12 protein-coding genes are annotated in these 15547 nt (G+C 68.5%); 4 read left to right on the top strand and 8 right to left on the bottom strand.

From position 1 onward, the window contains the following. Window positions 1–65 precede the first annotated feature (65 nt). From CAL26_RS01940 to apbC, 3 genes are read right to left on the bottom strand one after another with little or no spacing between them, the layout of a single operon-like run. Window positions 66–3641, bottom strand: a complete 3576-nt coding sequence (locus CAL26_RS01940) for a translocation/assembly module TamB domain-containing protein (RefSeq protein ID WP_373454433.1) — start codon at window positions 3639–3641, stop codon at window positions 66–68. Continuing rightward, window positions 3638–5485 (bottom strand): autotransporter assembly complex protein TamA, encoded by a 1848-nt coding sequence (locus CAL26_RS01935; protein WP_094845248.1) that lies wholly within the window; start codon window positions 5483–5485, stop codon window positions 3638–3640. The genes CAL26_RS01940 and CAL26_RS01935 overlap by 4 nt, the downstream gene beginning before the upstream one ends. A 3-nt stretch (window positions 5486–5488) precedes the next feature. Then, window positions 5489–6574, bottom strand: a complete 1086-nt coding sequence (gene apbC / locus CAL26_RS01930) for an iron-sulfur cluster carrier protein ApbC (RefSeq protein ID WP_094845247.1) — start codon at window positions 6572–6574, stop codon at window positions 5489–5491. A gap of 155 nt (window positions 6575–6729) precedes the next feature. On the opposite strand from apbC, the gene CAL26_RS01925 reads away from it, so the two are divergent. Together CAL26_RS01925 and metG are read left to right on the top strand one after the other, a co-directional pair. Beyond that, on the top strand, window positions 6730–6990 hold the full coding sequence (locus CAL26_RS01925) for a hypothetical protein (RefSeq protein ID WP_094845246.1): 261 nt from the start codon (window positions 6730–6732) through the stop codon (window positions 6988–6990). A 100-nt stretch (window positions 6991–7090) separates the two neighbouring features. Then, on the top strand, window positions 7091–9256 hold the full coding sequence (gene metG / locus CAL26_RS01920) for a methionine--tRNA ligase (protein WP_094845245.1): 2166 nt from the start codon (window positions 7091–7093) through the stop codon (window positions 9254–9256). A gap of 15 nt (window positions 9257–9271) precedes the next feature. Here the strand turns inward: metG and CAL26_RS01915 are convergent, their stop codons facing one another. The 5 genes from CAL26_RS01915 to cynR form a co-directional block, all read right to left on the bottom strand. Then, a complete protein-coding gene (locus tag CAL26_RS01915; protein WP_094845244.1) occupies window positions 9272–10042 on the bottom strand; it encodes a 5'-methylthioadenosine/adenosylhomocysteine nucleosidase in 771 nt (256 codons plus the stop codon). A gap of 8 nt (window positions 10043–10050) precedes the next feature. Next, complete coding sequence (locus CAL26_RS01910) at window positions 10051–10872, bottom strand: sulfurtransferase (RefSeq protein WP_094845243.1); 822 nt, start codon at window positions 10870–10872, stop codon at window positions 10051–10053. Between the two features lie 8 nt (window positions 10873–10880). Next, window positions 10881–11408, bottom strand: coding sequence for an META domain-containing protein (locus CAL26_RS01905; protein ID WP_094845242.1), 528 nt, complete (start codon window positions 11406–11408; stop codon window positions 10881–10883). 15 nt (window positions 11409–11423) lie between these two features. Next, on the bottom strand, window positions 11424–11948 hold the full coding sequence (locus CAL26_RS01900; protein ID WP_094845241.1) for an META domain-containing protein: 525 nt from the start codon (window positions 11946–11948) through the stop codon (window positions 11424–11426). Between the two features lie 92 nt (window positions 11949–12040). Continuing rightward, window positions 12041–12979, bottom strand: a complete 939-nt coding sequence (gene cynR, locus CAL26_RS01895) for a transcriptional regulator CynR (protein WP_094845240.1) — start codon at window positions 12977–12979, stop codon at window positions 12041–12043. 198 nt (window positions 12980–13177) lie between these two features. Between cynR and CAL26_RS01890 the strand changes: the two genes are divergently transcribed. Both CAL26_RS01890 and CAL26_RS01885 read left to right on the top strand, forming a co-directional pair. Beyond that, a complete protein-coding gene (locus CAL26_RS01890; RefSeq protein ID WP_179283211.1) occupies window positions 13178–14134 on the top strand; it encodes a Bug family tripartite tricarboxylate transporter substrate binding protein in 957 nt (318 codons plus the stop codon). A gap of 27 nt (window positions 14135–14161) precedes the next feature. Further along, window positions 14162–15532, top strand: a complete 1371-nt coding sequence (locus tag CAL26_RS01885) for an NAD-dependent succinate-semialdehyde dehydrogenase (protein ID WP_094845239.1) — start codon at window positions 14162–14164, stop codon at window positions 15530–15532. The last annotated feature ends 15 nt before the right edge of the window (window positions 15533–15547 follow it).

The raw sequence follows: 15547 nt of genomic DNA, 5'->3' as shown, positions 1-15547 counted from the left end.
GGAAAGAAAGCCTCGCATTTGAAGTGGGGCGTATTTTAGCCCCCGCCGCCCTGCCCGCCGGCCGCTCAATCACCCAGAAAAGTCCGATACACCAGCTCCAGGCCGTTGACCGACCCGCCTTTCAGGTCCAGGGACCAGCGCCGCGACAGCCGGTAGCTCAAGCGGCCGACCGTCTCCGAACCTGCCAGCGCCTGCTCCACGCTCAGGGTGACGCCGTCCGCGAAATTCTTGCTGGCCACGACGAACTGCGTCGCCAGGCTCTGGCTGGCATCCTGGTTCACGTTGCCCGCCACGGTCTGGTCCGGCAGCAGGCTGTTGGATCCGCCCAGGTTCCCGTTGCGCACCGTCACGTCGTCCAGGCCGAACTTCTTGTAGAAGGGTTCCCCATTGCCCAGCAGCGACGTGCCGAGCGACACCAGCAGCGCCGTGTCGTTGCCGCTGGCGTCCGGCGCGCGGCCCAGCACCAGCCAGGAGAGTTTTTCCTCGTCGCTGACGTCCGGGTAGGAGATCAGGTCGATCCGCGGCCGCTGCGCGGTGCCGCTGACGCGCACACCCGCCTCGACCTGTTCGCCGGTGCGCAGCGCCTCGATGTCCAGCAGCGGATTGTCCAGCGCGCCCTGGAAGGTCACGGTGCCGCGCCGCAACTGCAAGCGCTGGCCGTAGGCGTCGATGCGGCCCGCGCGGGTCCGCAGCGCGCCCGTGCCCGACAGCCGGTTGTCGATGTAGCGAATGCGGATGGAGCCGCCCAGCGCGGCGTCCAGGCCCATGCCGGTCAGGTAGAAGCGCGAGCCCAGGTCCACGTTCAGATCCATATCGGTCTGCAACGGCGTCGAAGGCGCGGGTTCGTCGGCGCCCGGCCGGTGGACCACGACGTCGCCATCCAGCGAGGGCACTTCGCTCAGGACTTCGATGCTGGCCCAGCCGGCGTCCGTCTTCACGTCGCCACGGATCGACAGGCGCGGAAGCGTCGCGTCGATATCGATGGTGCCGGACATCATGGCGAACCGGTCCGCGCGCTGGATGACGGGGAACCTGCGCAGGACCACGTGCACCTTGCCGCCGTTATCGGCCAGCCGCCAGCTGCCGCTGGCATCGACGTAGCCGTTCTTCGCGTCCGGATCGCGGGTCACCCAGGCACGCGTGCGCGCCTCGGTGGGCAGCACGCGCAGCACGGCCGGAAAGCGCAGCGAATCGACGATCAGCCGGTCCTCCTGCAAGCGCGCCGATAGCGTGCCATCGACGAACCGCACCCCATCGTCGATGCGTACATAGCGCAGTCCCTGGCCTCGCACCGTGCCGTTGGCCGTCCAGGCGCCGCCCGGCATGCCCTGGACCTGTACGTCGGCCTTCAGCGCACCGCCGATCTCGGTGCTGTCGCCGGTGAACAGCTCCACCCATTTCAGGTCCGAGATGTCGGCGTCCAGCGAAGCGCGCAGCGGCTGGCGGGGCGCCAGGCCGATGCCGCCGTCGGGCGTCGCCGCCAGCATGGCGGTGCCGCTGCCACGCAGCGTGCCCATGGTCGCGGTATCCACCCGCAAGCTGGCGTCGACGCGGCTGTTGCGTCCGCCCGCGGACGTGGCGTTCAAGTCCAGCACCAGATTCCGCAGCCCCAGCGGCATGGGCGGATCGCCCGGTATCAGCAGGTCGCCGGACCGGCGCGCCACCCGGGCCTTGCCGGTCAGCGCGCCCGCATAACGCAGGTCCCAGGACACGTCCAGGGCGATGCGCCGCTGGCCGGCGGGCACGCGGGCATTGACCCGCTGCGGCCGGCCCTGCGCGTCGCGTTCGGGCTCGTCCTGTCCCAGCGCGCGCTGGATACGCCGTACCATGGCGGGCGTCAGCACGAGATCGTCCACGCGGCCGGCGGTTTCCCAGCGGCCGGGACCGCCGCGCGAACCGGCGTGATCCAGCACGAAACGGTCGCCGCCCGGCACCTGCAGATCGATGCGCGCCGGTCCCGCCTGCCATTGCCACAAGGGGGCGCTCGCATGCGGCAGGAAGGCCACGGTCACCGGCCTGGGCGAAGCCACTTCGAAGCCGGCGTGGGTGAAGGTCAGGCGGGAAACCGTGCCGCGCCAGCCCACTTCGCGCGCGGCCGCGTCGGTGCCGGGGCCGGCGCCGTAGCCGCCGCTGACGTCCAGGCTCGCCTGCATGGGGGCGCTGCCGAGTATGCCGGGCCGCGAACGCGCGGGCGTGTAGCCGCCGCGCAATTCCAGCCGGTGACGGGCCGGCGTGCCGGTCAGCTTGGCCTGCAGGCTGGCAGCGCCTTCCAGGCCGGGCCAGAACGCCGCCAGCGCGGGGGCGGCCGCATCGATCGTGATGGCGCCGGCGCCCGGGTTGATGTCGCCGCGTGCCTGCACCCGATTGGGACCCAGGCGCAGGTCCACGGCCAGGCCTTGCACGCGCACGTCCGCCAGGGCCTTGGTCCAGTCGGCCGTCGCTTGCTCATTGGCCGCCGTCGTCACCCGGCCGCGCGCGGTGCCCTGCAGCGGCTGCCTGTTCCAGCGGCTGCCCTGGGCGATGGACAGATCCAGTTGTCCATCCCGCAACACGTAGCCGTCCGTCAACAGGGCGTCGAAGCGGCCCTGGGTGGTCAGCACGCCGGGCGGCACGGCATTGCCGGACAGGCGTGCCAGGTCCAGCCGGTCGGCGGCGATGGTGCCCTGCAGGCGCAGCCCCTGTGCGGTGGCGTCACCCGGCGCGCCCGCGGGCGCCGCCGTCAGGGTGATCGCGGCCGAGGTACCGTCCGGCAGCCGCAGCGACGCGTCGGCGGTGCGCACGGGCAGCGCGTCGTTGGGGGCCAGTTGCGCCTTGGCGGACAACACCGCGCCAGCGCCTTCTGCCGCGATGGTGGCGGACATGTTGTCCAGCGAGCCATCGACGCCGATGTCCGCCTGGACCAGGCAGGGGTCCGGCGCGGGCGGCTTCGACGCGGCCGGCGCGATGTCCTCCACGTACCGGCCCACGCACACGGGCGAATCCGGCGTGCGGCCCCGGGCGGCCACGTGCAGTTGCGCGGTCAGGGGCCAGGGCGCGGCCAACTGGCGCAGATCCGCCTGCCCCTGGATATCCGCGTCCGCCAGCGCATGCCCGACATGCAGGCTATCGACCTGCAGATGCGCGCCGCCGGCATTGGCGCTCAGCGCCGCCTGCAAGCCGCCCAGGGCGACCGGCAAGGGCGCGCCATCCTGCCGCAGCGTGAACTCACCCACGGACAGGTGCTCCACCACCACGTCCAGCGGTAGCGAAACCGGCTGGTCGGCCTGGCCGGCCGGCGCGGACGCATCGGGCGCCGATGGCCCCAGGTCCACCGCCAGGCTGGCCGCCGACAATTCGTGGACATGCAGCCGCCGCCGCAACAGCTCCGGCCATGCCACCTGCAACGACAGGTCGCGCGCCTCTACGGACACGCCCCCCGTCGAGATGGCCAGATGGCCGATACGCAGACCGCGCCACACGGAACCGCCGACGTCTTCCGCCTGCCCGCCCGCGTAGGGCAAGGCGGTACGCAGCAGCCACTGCGCGCCCGCCTGGCTGCCCACCACCCACACGCCCGCCGCGACGGCGGCGCACAGGAACAGCAGCAGCGTGGGCACCCACCACACCAGCACATTGCGCAGCAGCCGGCCCAGGATCTTCAAAATGCGATCCCCAGCGAAAAGGCCAGTCGCAGGGAATGGTCGCGCTGGCCGTAGGCGACGTCCAGGAACAGCGGCCCGGCGGGCGTGCGCACCCGCGCGCCGACACCATAGCCGACCGCCATGCGCATATCGCCGAACGACTGCGCGGCGTCCCCCGCATCGACGAAAAAGCCGACGCCCCAGCGTTCATCGAAGTAATGGTCGTATTCGATGCTGCCGACCAGCAAGGTCGGCGCATCTACCACCGCATCGCCGCGATCGGCGCCGATGCTCAGATAGGGATAGCCCCGGATGCTGCGCGCGCCGCCCGTACGGAATCCGAAGTCCGGCGGCACGCGCGTGCTGTCGGACCACACCTTGCCGATTTCGCCGCGCACCGTGAACACATCACGCTCGCCCACCGGCCACCAGGTCTGCGCGCGCGCCCTGGCGCGGCTGTAGGGCCGGCCGGTGTCCAGCGTGACGCCCAGGCCGCCGCCCAGCGCGACCAGGTTGCCGTCACGCGGATCGTATTTGTTGTCGACGTCGCGCCGCAGCCATTCCACGGTGCCGGTCAGGCTGGGCAGGTCGTAATCGCTGGCGCCTTCGATCCGGACGCTGTCGTGCGCCGCCAGCAGGCCCCAGCGGGTTTCATAGTCCACGTTGCCGGAACCGTGGCGCTCCTGCAGCCGCGTCGCGCCCAGGGCGAAGCGTGTCACTTCCTGTCCCTGGATGTCGGAATGCTCGGCCAGCACGCCTATGCTGTCCTTGTTGCCGCTGCCATCCGGCGGCAGATAGAAGTCGGTGTAGACGCGCTGGCGCAGGCGGTTCACGCCAAAGCCGGATTCCATGGTCAGCGGCTGGCCGAACACCACCTGCTGGCGATACAGGGCCTCCACGCCCACGCCGACGTCGCTGTCCACGCCCAGCGACGCGGAAAAGCGCTTGGGCGGGGCCTCGACCACGCGCACCTGCACCGGCAGCGTGATCTCGCTATCGCTGTCCATGGCCTTGGCGGGCTGGCCGCCCGCGGCGACGCTGGGGTCGCCCTGCGGCGTGGACCGCGCGGGCGTCTGCTCCGCCGGCGTCTCGCGCGTGCCGTCGGGCCGCACCATCGACACGAAGGCGCCGCGAAAAAAAGACGTGCCCTGCAACGCCTGCTGCCAGTTGTTCAGCTTGTCCTGGTCGTAGGCTTCGCCCTGCGTGTAGCGCACGTAGCGGCGCACCAGCGACGCCGGCACGCGCTCCAGGCCCTGGATTTCCAGCATGCCCATGCGCACCGCCGGGCCGCTGTCAATGACGACCTTCAGCCGAACTTCGCCCTGTTCCGCTTGCACGTCCGCCGACGACGCGGCGATGCGCGCCAGCAGGAAATCGTGGTCGCTGACGTCATTCAGCAGGCCGGACTTGGCCTTGTTCCAGTCTTCATTGACGAAGGGGCGTCCCACCGGCAACGACCAGTTCTTGCGCAGCACCGCGAGACGGCCGGCATAGCGCGGCTGGGTGATGCGGCCGGTAAAGGAAAGCTCGACGGCGACGACCTTGGCCCGCACGCCGGCGTCGATGGCGATGTTCCAGCTACCGCCATTGACCTCGCTGCCGGTCTTCAGCGTGACCTGGGCCTGGAAATAGCCCTGGGTCGCCAGGGCCGCCAGGGCCGCGTCGCGCGCGCGGCGGCGCAGGCGGTCTGCTTCGCCGCCGTCCTGGTCCGACGCCAGCCTGGCGATGACCTCGACCGCGTCGCGGACCGCCTTGATGGACGCCGGGTCGACGGTGCCAGGCTCGATGATGACTTCAGGCTTGGCGTAGGCGGTTCCGGACAACGCCAGCAGGGCGCAAAGCAGTATGCCCGCAAGCCATCGCATGCGTCAGGGTTGCTGGACGACGACATTCGGGAACTTGCCCGCCATGTCGCGCGGCAGCTCCGCCACCGCAACGGCCACGCGGCGGGCGATGTCCCGATACAGGCCGGCGGCCTCGCTGGCGGGATCGGCCACCACCGTGGGATTGCCCGCGTCCGTCTGCTCGCGAATGTTCATGGTCAGCGGCAGGCCGCCCAGCCACCGGGCGTTGTACTGCTCCGCCATGCGCTTGCCGCCGCCCGCGCCGAAAATGGCCTCGGCATGGCCGCAATTGCTGCAGATGTGCATGGACATGTTCTCGACCACGCCCAGGATGGGCACGTCGACCTTCTCGAACATGCGCAGGCCCTTGCGAGCGTCCAGCAATGCGATGTCCTGCGGCGTGGTGACGATCACGGCGCCCACCACCGGCACCTTCTGCGCCAGGGTCAGGGCGATGTCGCCGGTGCCCGGGGGCATGTCGACGATCAGGTAATCGAGCGCGCGCCAGTTGGTCTGGCGCAGCAGCTGTTCCAGCGCCTGCGTGACCATGGGGCCGCGCCAGATGGCGGGCGAATCGGCGTCGATCAGGAAACCGATGGAGTTCGCCTGCAGCCCATGGCCCTGCAGGGGCTCCATGGACTTGTTGTCATGGCTGACCGGCCGGCCGGAGATGCCCAGCATGGTGGGCACGCTGGGACCGTAGATGTCGGCGTCCAGCACGCCCACCTGCGCGCCTTCGGCCGCCAGGGCCAGCGCCAGGTTGACGGCGGTGGTGCTCTTGCCGACGCCGCCCTTGCCGGATGCCACGGCGATGATGTTGGCGACGTTGGGCAGGGGCTTGAGGCTTCGTTGCACGGCATGCGCGGCGATTTTCCACGTGACCGACACCTGCGCCCCGGGCGCGCCGGCGGCGGCCAGCGCATCGATCGCCGCCTGCCGCAAGGCCTGCTGCTGGGTACGCGCCGGGTAGCCCAGCTCGATGGCCACGGTCAAAGGATGGGCATCCAAATGGATGTCGCGGTCTTTTACATATTTACCGATACTGGCGCCGGTCAGCGGGTCCGTTACACCTTCCAGGACCGCCTTTATTTGTTGGATCGTCAAACTCATGTCACTATATTCCCACAGGCATGGCCGGGTTTTGGCGAGCCTGCTCCGGTTGCAGCCTGTTTTCTCAGCACCGTGCGGCTTTCATCGCTCCTGCATTGTTGCAAGGATAGCGGAATCCGCAGGAACTTTTCGGCGCCGCAAGCGTCTTTTCTAGCATGGACAACGCTCTTACACGCTTCGTGCGCGCCCTCGCCTTCACGGTGCTTGCCCTTATCGGCGGCGTCATGGCCCTGGTATTCATGGTGTCGACCGCCATCGCGGTCGGCATCCTGTATGTAATCGCCAAGGTCCGTGGCCGTCCGTTCGGCGTCAAGGCCTACTGGCATCAGCGCAATGCATCCCGCGGCCCGGCCGCCGGCCCTTTCCAGGGCGTACGCCCCGACGTCATCGACGTCGAAGTGCGCGAAGTCCGCTAGGCGCCGCGCGGCGCACTACCCGGGTAAACGCATCCCGCGGGGCGACCGCCGGAACTGGCTCTAAAATGCCGGGTCCGGTTTCCTAATTCGCCCCTCGGTTATGCCACGCACCCTGTTCGTCACCACCGCCCTGCCCTACGCCAATGGCTCTTTCCACATTGGCCACATCATGGAGTACATCCAGGCCGATATCTGGGTGAGAGCCATGCGCATGGCCGGGCATACGGTGCACTTCGTCGGGGCCGACGACGCCCACGGCGCGCCCATCATGCTGAAGGCCGAGAGCGAAGGCATTACGCCACGCGACCTGGTCGCCCGCTACGCCGCCGAACGGCCGCGCTACCTGAACGGTTTCCACATCCGCTTCGATCACTGGCATTCCACGGATTCGCCGGAAAACGTCGCGCTGTCGCAGGAAATCTACCGCGCGCTCAAGGCCCAGGGCCTGATCGAGACCCGCACCATCGAGCAGTTCTACGATCCGGTCAAGGGCATGTTCCTGGCGGACCGATACATCAAGGGCGAATGCCCGGTCTGCCATTCCAAGGACCAGTACGGCGATTCCTGCGAGGTATGCGGCGCGGTCTACGCCCCGACCGAGCTGATCAATCCCTATTCGACGCTGACCAAGGCCACCCCGGTCCTGAAGAGCTCGGAGCATTTCTTCTTCAAGCTGTCGGACCCGCGCTGCGTCGCCTTCCTGCGCGACTGGACGGCCAGCGCCAACGCCGCCGGCACGCGCCACCTGCAGCCCGAAGTGCTGGCCAAGACGCGCGAATGGCTGGGCGCGGATGACGCCGAAGCCAAGCTGGGCGACTGGGACATTTCGCGCGAAGCTCCCTATTTCGGTATCGAAATCCCGGACGCGCCGGGCAAGTACTTCTACGTCTGGCTGGACGCGCCCGTCGGCTACCTGGCTTCGCTCAAGGCCTATTGCGACAAGCAGGGCCTGGATTTCGACGCGCTGCTGGACCCCACCGGGGCGACCGAGCAGGTGCACTTCATCGGCAAGGACATCATTTACTTCCACGCCCTGTTCTGGCCGGCGATGCTGAAGTTCGCCGGCCGCAAGACGCCCGACGCGTTGAACGTGCACGGTTTCATCACCGTCAGCGGCGAGAAGATGTCCAAGAGCCGCGGCACCGGCATTTCGCCGCTGCGTTACCTGGACGTGGGCATGGATCCGGAATGGCTGCGCTACTACATCGCCGCCAAGCTGAACGCCAAGGTGGAAGACGTCGACTTCACCGCGGAAGACTTCATCGCCCGGGTCAACAGCGACCTGATCGGCAAATACGTGAACATCGCCAGCCGCGCGGCCAACTTCATTACGCGGCACTTCAACGGCGCGCTGGCCTACCAGGGCGACACCCAGGCGCTGTCCGCCGAACTCGCGGAGCAGGCGGCCGCCGTGCAGGCCGCGCTGGAAGCCCGCGAATACGGACGCGCCATCCGCGACATCATGGCGTACGCGGATCGCATCAACCAGGCCTTCGACGCCGCCCAGCCCTGGGTCATGGCCAAGGGCATCGCCACCGCCAGCGACGAGCAGAAGGCCACGCTGCAGGACATCTGCTCGCGCGCGCTGGCCGGCTTCAAGGCGCTGTCGGTGATGCTCGCGCCGGTGCTGCCGGCGCTGGCCGACCGCGTCGCGCGCGAACTGTTCGGCCAACCCGCCGGTTTCGTCTGGCAGGATGCGGCCATGCTGCCGCTGGGCATCGCGCCGTTCAAGCATCTGATGCAGCGCGTGGATCCGGACATGCTGGACCGCCTGGTGGACGCGCCGTCGGAACCTGCCGCGAAAGCGGCGCCTCAGGGCGGCGCCAAGCAGGCGGCGAAGGCCGCGGCGGCGGGTGGCGGCGCGAGCCAGGCCAGCGGCCAGGCAGCGAGCGATGCGCCCGCGCCCGGCGGCGAGGCCATCGCCGATACGATCACCATCGATGACTTCGCCAAGATCGACCTGCGCGTCGCGCGTATCGTGAACTGCGAAGAAGTCGAAGGCTCCAGCAAGCTGCTGCGCCTGACGCTGGACGTCGGCGAAGGCCGCCATCGCAATGTGTTTTCCGGCATCAAGTCGGCCTACCAGCCGCAGGATCTGATCGGCAAGCTGACCGTGATGGTCGCCAACCTGGCGCCGCGCAAGATGAAGTTCGGCATTTCCGAAGGCATGGTGCTGGCCGCCAGCCACGCCGACGAATCGGCCCATCCGGGGATCTACGTGCTGGAGCCGGGCTCGGGCGCACAGCCCGGCATGCGCGTCAGCTGACGCGCCGCGCGCGGGTCATTCGGTATAAGCCTCGATGAAACGGCTGACGATGCCGTTGGAATAATGGCTGGCGATATGCGTCAGGAAGCCGGCGAAATCCACCGGCGCGGCGATGTCCGCGCGATCCGAGATCGTGCGCAGCACCGCGCAGGGGATCTCGTATTCGTGGCACACCTGGGCCACCGCCGCGCCTTCCATTTCCACGCATAGCGCGTCCGGCAGCGCGCTCGACACGCCCCCGGCGGTGTCGGCGTCGCTGATGAAGCGGTCGCCGCTGGCGATCAGGCCGCGATGCAGCATGGGCGAGCCTATGGCGAACAGATCGCGCGTGGCGGCATCCACGTCGCGCCCCAGCACCAGGGCCAGGTAGTCGGCGGCGCACTGCGCCAGCACGCCGTTCATCCGCGCGTCGGTGGGCAGGCGGCTGACGCCCAGCAGGGGCACCTCATACTGCGGGAACAAGGGACGCGCGTCCAGGTCGTGATGCAGCAAGGCATCCGCGATCACCACATCGCCGACGTTCACACCTGGCGCGACGCCGCCGGCCAGGCCGGTGAACAGCACCGCGCGCACGTCGAACTCGCGGATCAGCGTGACGGCCGTCGCCGCGGCCGCGACCTTGCCGATGCGCGCGAGCACCACCACGCAAGGCTGGCCGTACAGATCGCCGACGTAATAATCGCGCATGCCGATGCGCCGGCAGGCCGCGCCCGGCCCCATGTGCGCGAGCAGGCCGGCGATCTCGTCATGCAGGGCGGCCATGATGCCCAAGGGCGCTTGCGACATGCGGGTCCTCAGCAGGAAGCAGTGGCGGGCGCCGCCCCGGCGGCGGCGGTGGGAGTCGTCGCGGTCGTCGGGGTCGTCGGGGTCGGTGCCGAACCCGCCGCCGCCGGCGACAGGTCCGGCCCCAGCAGCTCGCGTTCATCGAAGACGAAGCAACTGCCCTTGAAACCCGGTCCGCCGGTTTCCTCGAAATACTTCAGGATGCCGCCCTCCAACTGGTAGACGTCGCGCACGCCTTCCTCGGCCATGAACAGCGCGGCTTTCTCGCAGCGTATCCCGCCCGTGCAGAAGCTGACCACCGTCTTGCCTTCCAGCTCGGCGCGATGCTCGCGCATGGCGGCCGGGAACTGCGTGAAGCGCTCGATGCGCCAATCGAGCGCGCCTTCGAAGGTGCCCGCGTCGACCTCGAAAGCATTGCGGGTATCCAGCATGACGATGGGGCGGCCGGCGTCGTCCGTGCCGCGCGCCAGCCAGCGCGCCAGGGTCCGGGCGTCCACGCCGGGCGCGCGGCCGGCTTCGGGACGTATGGCCGGATGATCCATGCGGATGATTTCCCGCTTGGCCTTGACCAGCAGCTTGCGGAACGGCACCTCGTCGGAGTAGCTGTACTTGGCTTCCAGGTCCGCGAAGCGCACGTCCGCCCGCAGCCATTCGAGGAAAGCCGCGATCGCCTGCTCGTCGCCGGACAGGAACAGGTTGATGCCTTCCGGCGCCAGCAGCACCGTGCCCTTCAGCGCGCGCGCCGAGGCGCATTCCTTTACCCGTTCGCGCAGCGCCGCGGCGTCACCCAGGGTGACGAACTTGTACGCCGCGATATTGACGATCTTGCCCATGCGCCTGCTCAACGCCCCATATCGGCACGCGCGAAGTCGAGGACCTCGCCGTTATCCAGCGTCAGCGACAGCCGATGGGGGTTGCCCATGTCGTCCACCGACGTAGCCCGGACGCGTGTGAGCGACGCCAGGAAATCCTGTTCCACCTGGTTCAGTTCCGGGCGCGCGCAGGCCATGCGCGTCGCCACCGGGGCCGAACGGATGATCAGGTTGCCATTGGCGACCGTGTAGTCGCTGCTGTAGTTGTTGCAGCCCGCGTAGCCCGCCACGCGCAGCTGCGCGCCTTCATGGATGAAGCCCATGGTGATAGGCCGCTCACGCCCGTCGTTGTGGGGGATGGTCCGCAGCGTGCCGCCGGCGCGCGTCCAGCGCGCCAGCACCCAGTTGGTCTGGGCCAGGAAGTCGGACGCATAGGCGGGCTGGTAGCGCGCCTGCGCCAGGTCCGGCTGCACGCGATGGGCGCAGGCCGCCAGCGCGGCCAGCGCGGCCGCCGACGAAAGAATGCAGGCGATGCGGCGCGTGCGGGAGAAAAGCATGGAAAGACTCCTGGATCAACGCGCCGGGATATCCTGGCCGCGCAGGAACGTCAGGACATCGCCGTTGCGTACGGTAAAAATCATCTGGTGCGGCGCCCCGCCGCTATCCAGGCTGAACGAACCGATGTGCGCCAGCGCTGACAGATAGGCACGCTCGGCCTCGCCGAGTTCCGGGGTGCCGCACTTCAATGTGCGGCTGGACGGCAGCGTAATCGTCAGCTTGCCGCCCTGCAACTGATAGGTGCCGGCGAATTCATTGCAACCGGAATAGCCGGACACCCGGTAATCCCGATTCCGCGCCGTGAAACCGATGCTCAGGGGCGGGTAGATCTGCCCCAGCTGCAGCGGGTAATCCGAGCCGTCCGGCGACTGCCAGCGGACCAGCCGCCAGTTGGTCTGCGCCAGGGAATCGGACGTCGTGGCGGCCTGCGCCGCGCCAGGCCCCTGCGCTTGCGCATGTCCCGTCGTCGTCGAGCATCCCGCCAGGCTGACGGCGGCGATCGCCAATACGGTGCAACGGGTCAAGGTAAGAAGCGGCATCGGGGAATCTCCTGGGACGGGCCGAGGCTGCGCCTCCATGGCCGAAGCCTGTATTGTAGGCAGGCCGCCCGCATGATCCGTCCAAGGGTGCTTCATTGCGTAACGGACGCCACGGCGCGGCGCAGGGCCGGGTCCGCCGCCTGCAGCCGGTCGCGCAGCAGGCGCGCGAAGGTCGTGGCCGCCGTCGTCCGGTGATGGCGCTTGGACCACAGCAACGCGGTCACGCGTATGGGCACCGGCTCATAGACGGGGATCACCGCGACTGTCTCGGACGGGTCGATGGTGCTTTCCGGCAGCAGCGTGGCGGCCTGGGAGTCCGCCGCCAGGTCCATCATCAGGCTCAGCGCATTGGTTTCGCAGACGATGTTCGGCACCAGGCCGCGCTGGTCGAAATACTGGTCGACCAGCGAGCGGGTGTAGTAGTCGCGGGTCATCAACACCAGCGGCTCCCGCGCCAGATCGGACAGGCGCACCCGTTTGCGCGCCGCCAGGCGATGCTCCCTGCCCACCATCAGCATCAGGCGCTCGGTGAAGAGGGACTCCACTTCGGTGTCTTCCAGCCGCGCCGGAATGAAGGCGATGCCCAGGTGCAGGTCGCCGGCGGCCAGTTGCGCCTCGATCATCGGCGCCATCATCTCGGTGACGGTCAGCCGGACGTCCGGGTAGCTGCGCATGAATTCCGCCACCACCGGCGGCAGCAGCTTGCGCATGAAGGACTGGCTGGCGCCTATTCTCAGATGGCCGCGCCGCAGGGCGTCCAGCTCCTCGACGGCCGCGCAGCCCGCCGCCAGTTCGTCCAGGGTGCGCCTGGCGTAGGCGTGGAAAACCTGGCCTTCCTGGGTCAGCCGGATGTGCTTGCCGGAGCGGTCGAACAGCGCCTTGCCCAGGTGCGCCTCCAGCTCGGCCAGCTGGTGGGACAGGGTCGGCTGGGTCACGAACAGCTTTTCCGCCGCCTTGGAAAAATGCAGCGTGTCGGCGATAGCCAGGAAATACTCCAACTGGCGCAGCTTGATTCCGGATTTATTGGTCATATCGGCAACGGCCCCCCTGGGCGGCCGTCGGTTACGGCGGCCAGGCGTAAGCGTAACGAATTATGGCGGCTTTCGATGCAAGAAATAGAAAATCGCCATTGGACAGCCTGCGGGGGCCTGCCTAGAGTGTCGCGGGCAAGGCTGCAAGGCATAACCAATAATGAGGAGAACGCTGTGAAGGCATGGAATAAATGTCGCTTGGCCGCCAAAGTGGCCGCCGCGCTCTGTCTGGCGGGCGGCATCGCCCAACAGGCCCGGGCGGAGTATCCGGAACGCCCCATCACCATGATCATCCCGCTGGCCACCGCCAGCGCCGTCGATAATGTGGCGCGCCTGGTGGCCCAGGAAATGGGCAAGATCCTGAACCAATCGATCGTCGTGGAAAACCTGCCGGGCGCCGCGGGCGCCATCGGCGCCAACCGGGTGGCCACCGCCAATCCGGACGGCTACACCATCGGCGCCTTCAACGACAGCATCCTGACCATGGTGCCCAACCTGTCGAAAACGCCGTGGAATCCGCTGAAGGACTTCGCGCCGGTGTCGCTGGTGACGACCTTCGAATGGAGCCTGATCGCCACGCCGGGCCTGTACAAGAACGCCGGCGACCTGATCGCGGCGGCGAAGGCGGCGCCCGGACGCATCGAATACGCGTCGGGCGGTATCGGCAGCCCCCAGCACATCGCCATGGCGCTGTTCGCCTCCGAGAACAAGCTGAACATGGTGCACGTCCCCTACCGCGGCGCGACGCCGGCGGCGCTGGGCGTGGCGGGCGGCGAAGCGAAGGTCGCCTTCCAGGCGCTGGCGACGTCCAAGAGCCTGATCGACAGCAAGCGCGTGGACCTGCTGGGCATTTCCTCCGAGAAGCGGCTGGCTGAATATCCCAACGCGCCGACGATCTCCGAATCGGGCTCGCCCGGCTTCCTTTTCTCGTCGTGGTTCGTCATCGTCGCGCCGGCCAAGACGCCGCCCGCGGTGGTGGACAAGCTGAACGCCACCATCAAGCAGGTGCTGGCCAAGCCCGAGGTGCAGGCCAAGCTGGCCGCGCAGGGCGCCAACCCGGTGGGCTCGTCGCCGGCGGAACTGGGCAAGCGCACCGCGGAAGGCTATGCCACCTACGGCAAACTGATCCGGGACAACAACATTCAAGCGGAGTAACGGCGCCCCCGCGCCAAAAAGGTATACATGATTCACTCGATCAATCCCTACGACGAAGCCACGCTGGCCACGTTCGACGAGCATGACGCGGCCGCCATCGAAGCCACGCTGGCGCGCGCGCAGTCGGCGCAGCGCGACTGGCGCCGCACCACCCTGGCCCAGCGCCAGGACCTGCTGCGCCGGCTGGCCGCCACCCTGCGCGCCGGCAAGGCCGAATACGCGGCGCTGATCACCGCGGAAATGGGCAAGCCCATCACCGAAGCCATCGCCGAAGTCGAAAAGTGCGCGATCAACTGCGATTACTACGCCAACGAAGCCGAACGCCTGCTGGCGCCGGAAATCGTGGCGAGCAACGCCACCCACAGCAAGGTCGTGTTCGACCCGCTGGGCACCGTGCTGGCCGTCATGCCGTGGAACTACCCGTTCTGGCAGGTCATGCGCTTCGCCGCGCCGGCGCTGCTGGCGGGCAACACGGCGGTGCTCAAGCACGCCAACAACGTGCCGCAGTGCGCCCTGGCGCTGGCCAAGGTGTTCGAGCGCGCCGATGCCCCCAAGGGACTGTTCTCCACCCTGCTGGTGAATTCCTCGCGGGTCCAGGACCTGATCGCCGACGACCGCATCGCCGCGGTCACCTTCACCGGCTCGACGCCCGTGGGCCGCACCATCGCTTCCCAGGCCGGCGCGGCGCTGAAGAAACAGGTGCTGGAACTGGGCGGATCGGATCCCTTCATCGTCCTGGCCGACGCCGACATCGACCTGGCCGCCCGCACGGCCGTCAAGGCGCGTTTCCACAACACCGGCCAGAGCTGCATTTCGGCCAAGCGCTTCATCGTCGAAAGCCAGGTGGCGGACGCCTTCGTCGAGGCCTTCATCACCCATACCCGCGCGCTCAAGGTGGGCGACCCGCGCGATACCGGCGTGGATGTCGGGCCGATGGCGCGCGACAACCTGCGCGACGACCTGCACCAGCAGGTGCGCGCGTCGGTGGACGCGGGCGCGCGCCTGCTGGCCGGCGGTGCGCCGCGCGAAGGCAAGGGCTATTTCTTCGAGCCTACGGTGCTGGACCGCGTCACCCCCGACATGGCCGCCGGCCGCGATGAGACCTTCGGCCCGGCCGCGGCCATCATCCGCTGCAAGGATGCCGACGACGCCATCCGCATCGCCAACGACACGGTCTTCGGCCTGGGCGCCGCGCTGTGGACCGGCGACCTGGAGCGGGCCGATGTCCTGGCGCGCGAGATCGAGGCCGGCGCCGTGTTCATCAACGGCACCGTCGCGTCGGATCCGCGCCTGCCCTTCGGCGGCATCAAGCAATCCGGCTATGGCCGCGAGCTGAGCAGCTATGGCTTGAAGGAATTCACCAACATCAAATCGGTCTGGACCGGTCCCGCGCGCTGACCGCCGCGCGGACCA

Source organism: Bordetella genomosp. 9, from assembly GCF_002261425.1.
Classification (GTDB): domain Bacteria; phylum Pseudomonadota; class Gammaproteobacteria; order Burkholderiales; family Burkholderiaceae_B; genus Bordetella_C.
This window is presented reverse-complemented; position numbering and strand designations above follow the sequence as displayed.

Bases quoted from the DNA above. Each gene is read 5' to 3' on its own strand.
- CAL26_RS01925 (WP_094845246.1), top strand. From the start codon at position 6,730: ATGGACAACGCTCTTACACGCTTCGTGCGCGCCCTCGCCTTCACGGTG.
- CAL26_RS01915 (WP_094845244.1), bottom strand. From the start codon at position 10,042: ATGTCGCAAGCGCCCTTGGGCATCATGGCCGCCCTGCATGACGAGATC.
- CAL26_RS01885 (WP_094845239.1), top strand. From the start codon at position 14,162: ATGATTCACTCGATCAATCCCTACGACGAAGCCACGCTGGCCACGTTC.
- CAL26_RS01905 (WP_094845242.1), bottom strand. From the start codon at position 11,408: ATGCTTTTCTCCCGCACGCGCCGCATCGCCTGCATTCTTTCGTCGGCG.
- CAL26_RS01910 (WP_094845243.1), bottom strand. From the start codon at position 10,872: ATGGGCAAGATCGTCAATATCGCGGCGTACAAGTTCGTCACCCTGGGT.
- cynR (WP_094845240.1), bottom strand. From the start codon at position 12,979: ATGACCAATAAATCCGGAATCAAGCTGCGCCAGTTGGAGTATTTCCTG.
- apbC (WP_094845247.1), bottom strand. From the start codon at position 6,574: ATGAGTTTGACGATCCAACAAATAAAGGCGGTCCTGGAAGGTGTAACG.
- CAL26_RS01935 (WP_094845248.1), bottom strand. From the start codon at position 5,485: ATGCGATGGCTTGCGGGCATACTGCTTTGCGCCCTGCTGGCGTTGTCC.
- metG (WP_094845245.1), top strand. From the start codon at position 7,091: ATGCCACGCACCCTGTTCGTCACCACCGCCCTGCCCTACGCCAATGGC.
- CAL26_RS01900 (WP_094845241.1), bottom strand. From the start codon at position 11,948: ATGCCGCTTCTTACCTTGACCCGTTGCACCGTATTGGCGATCGCCGCC.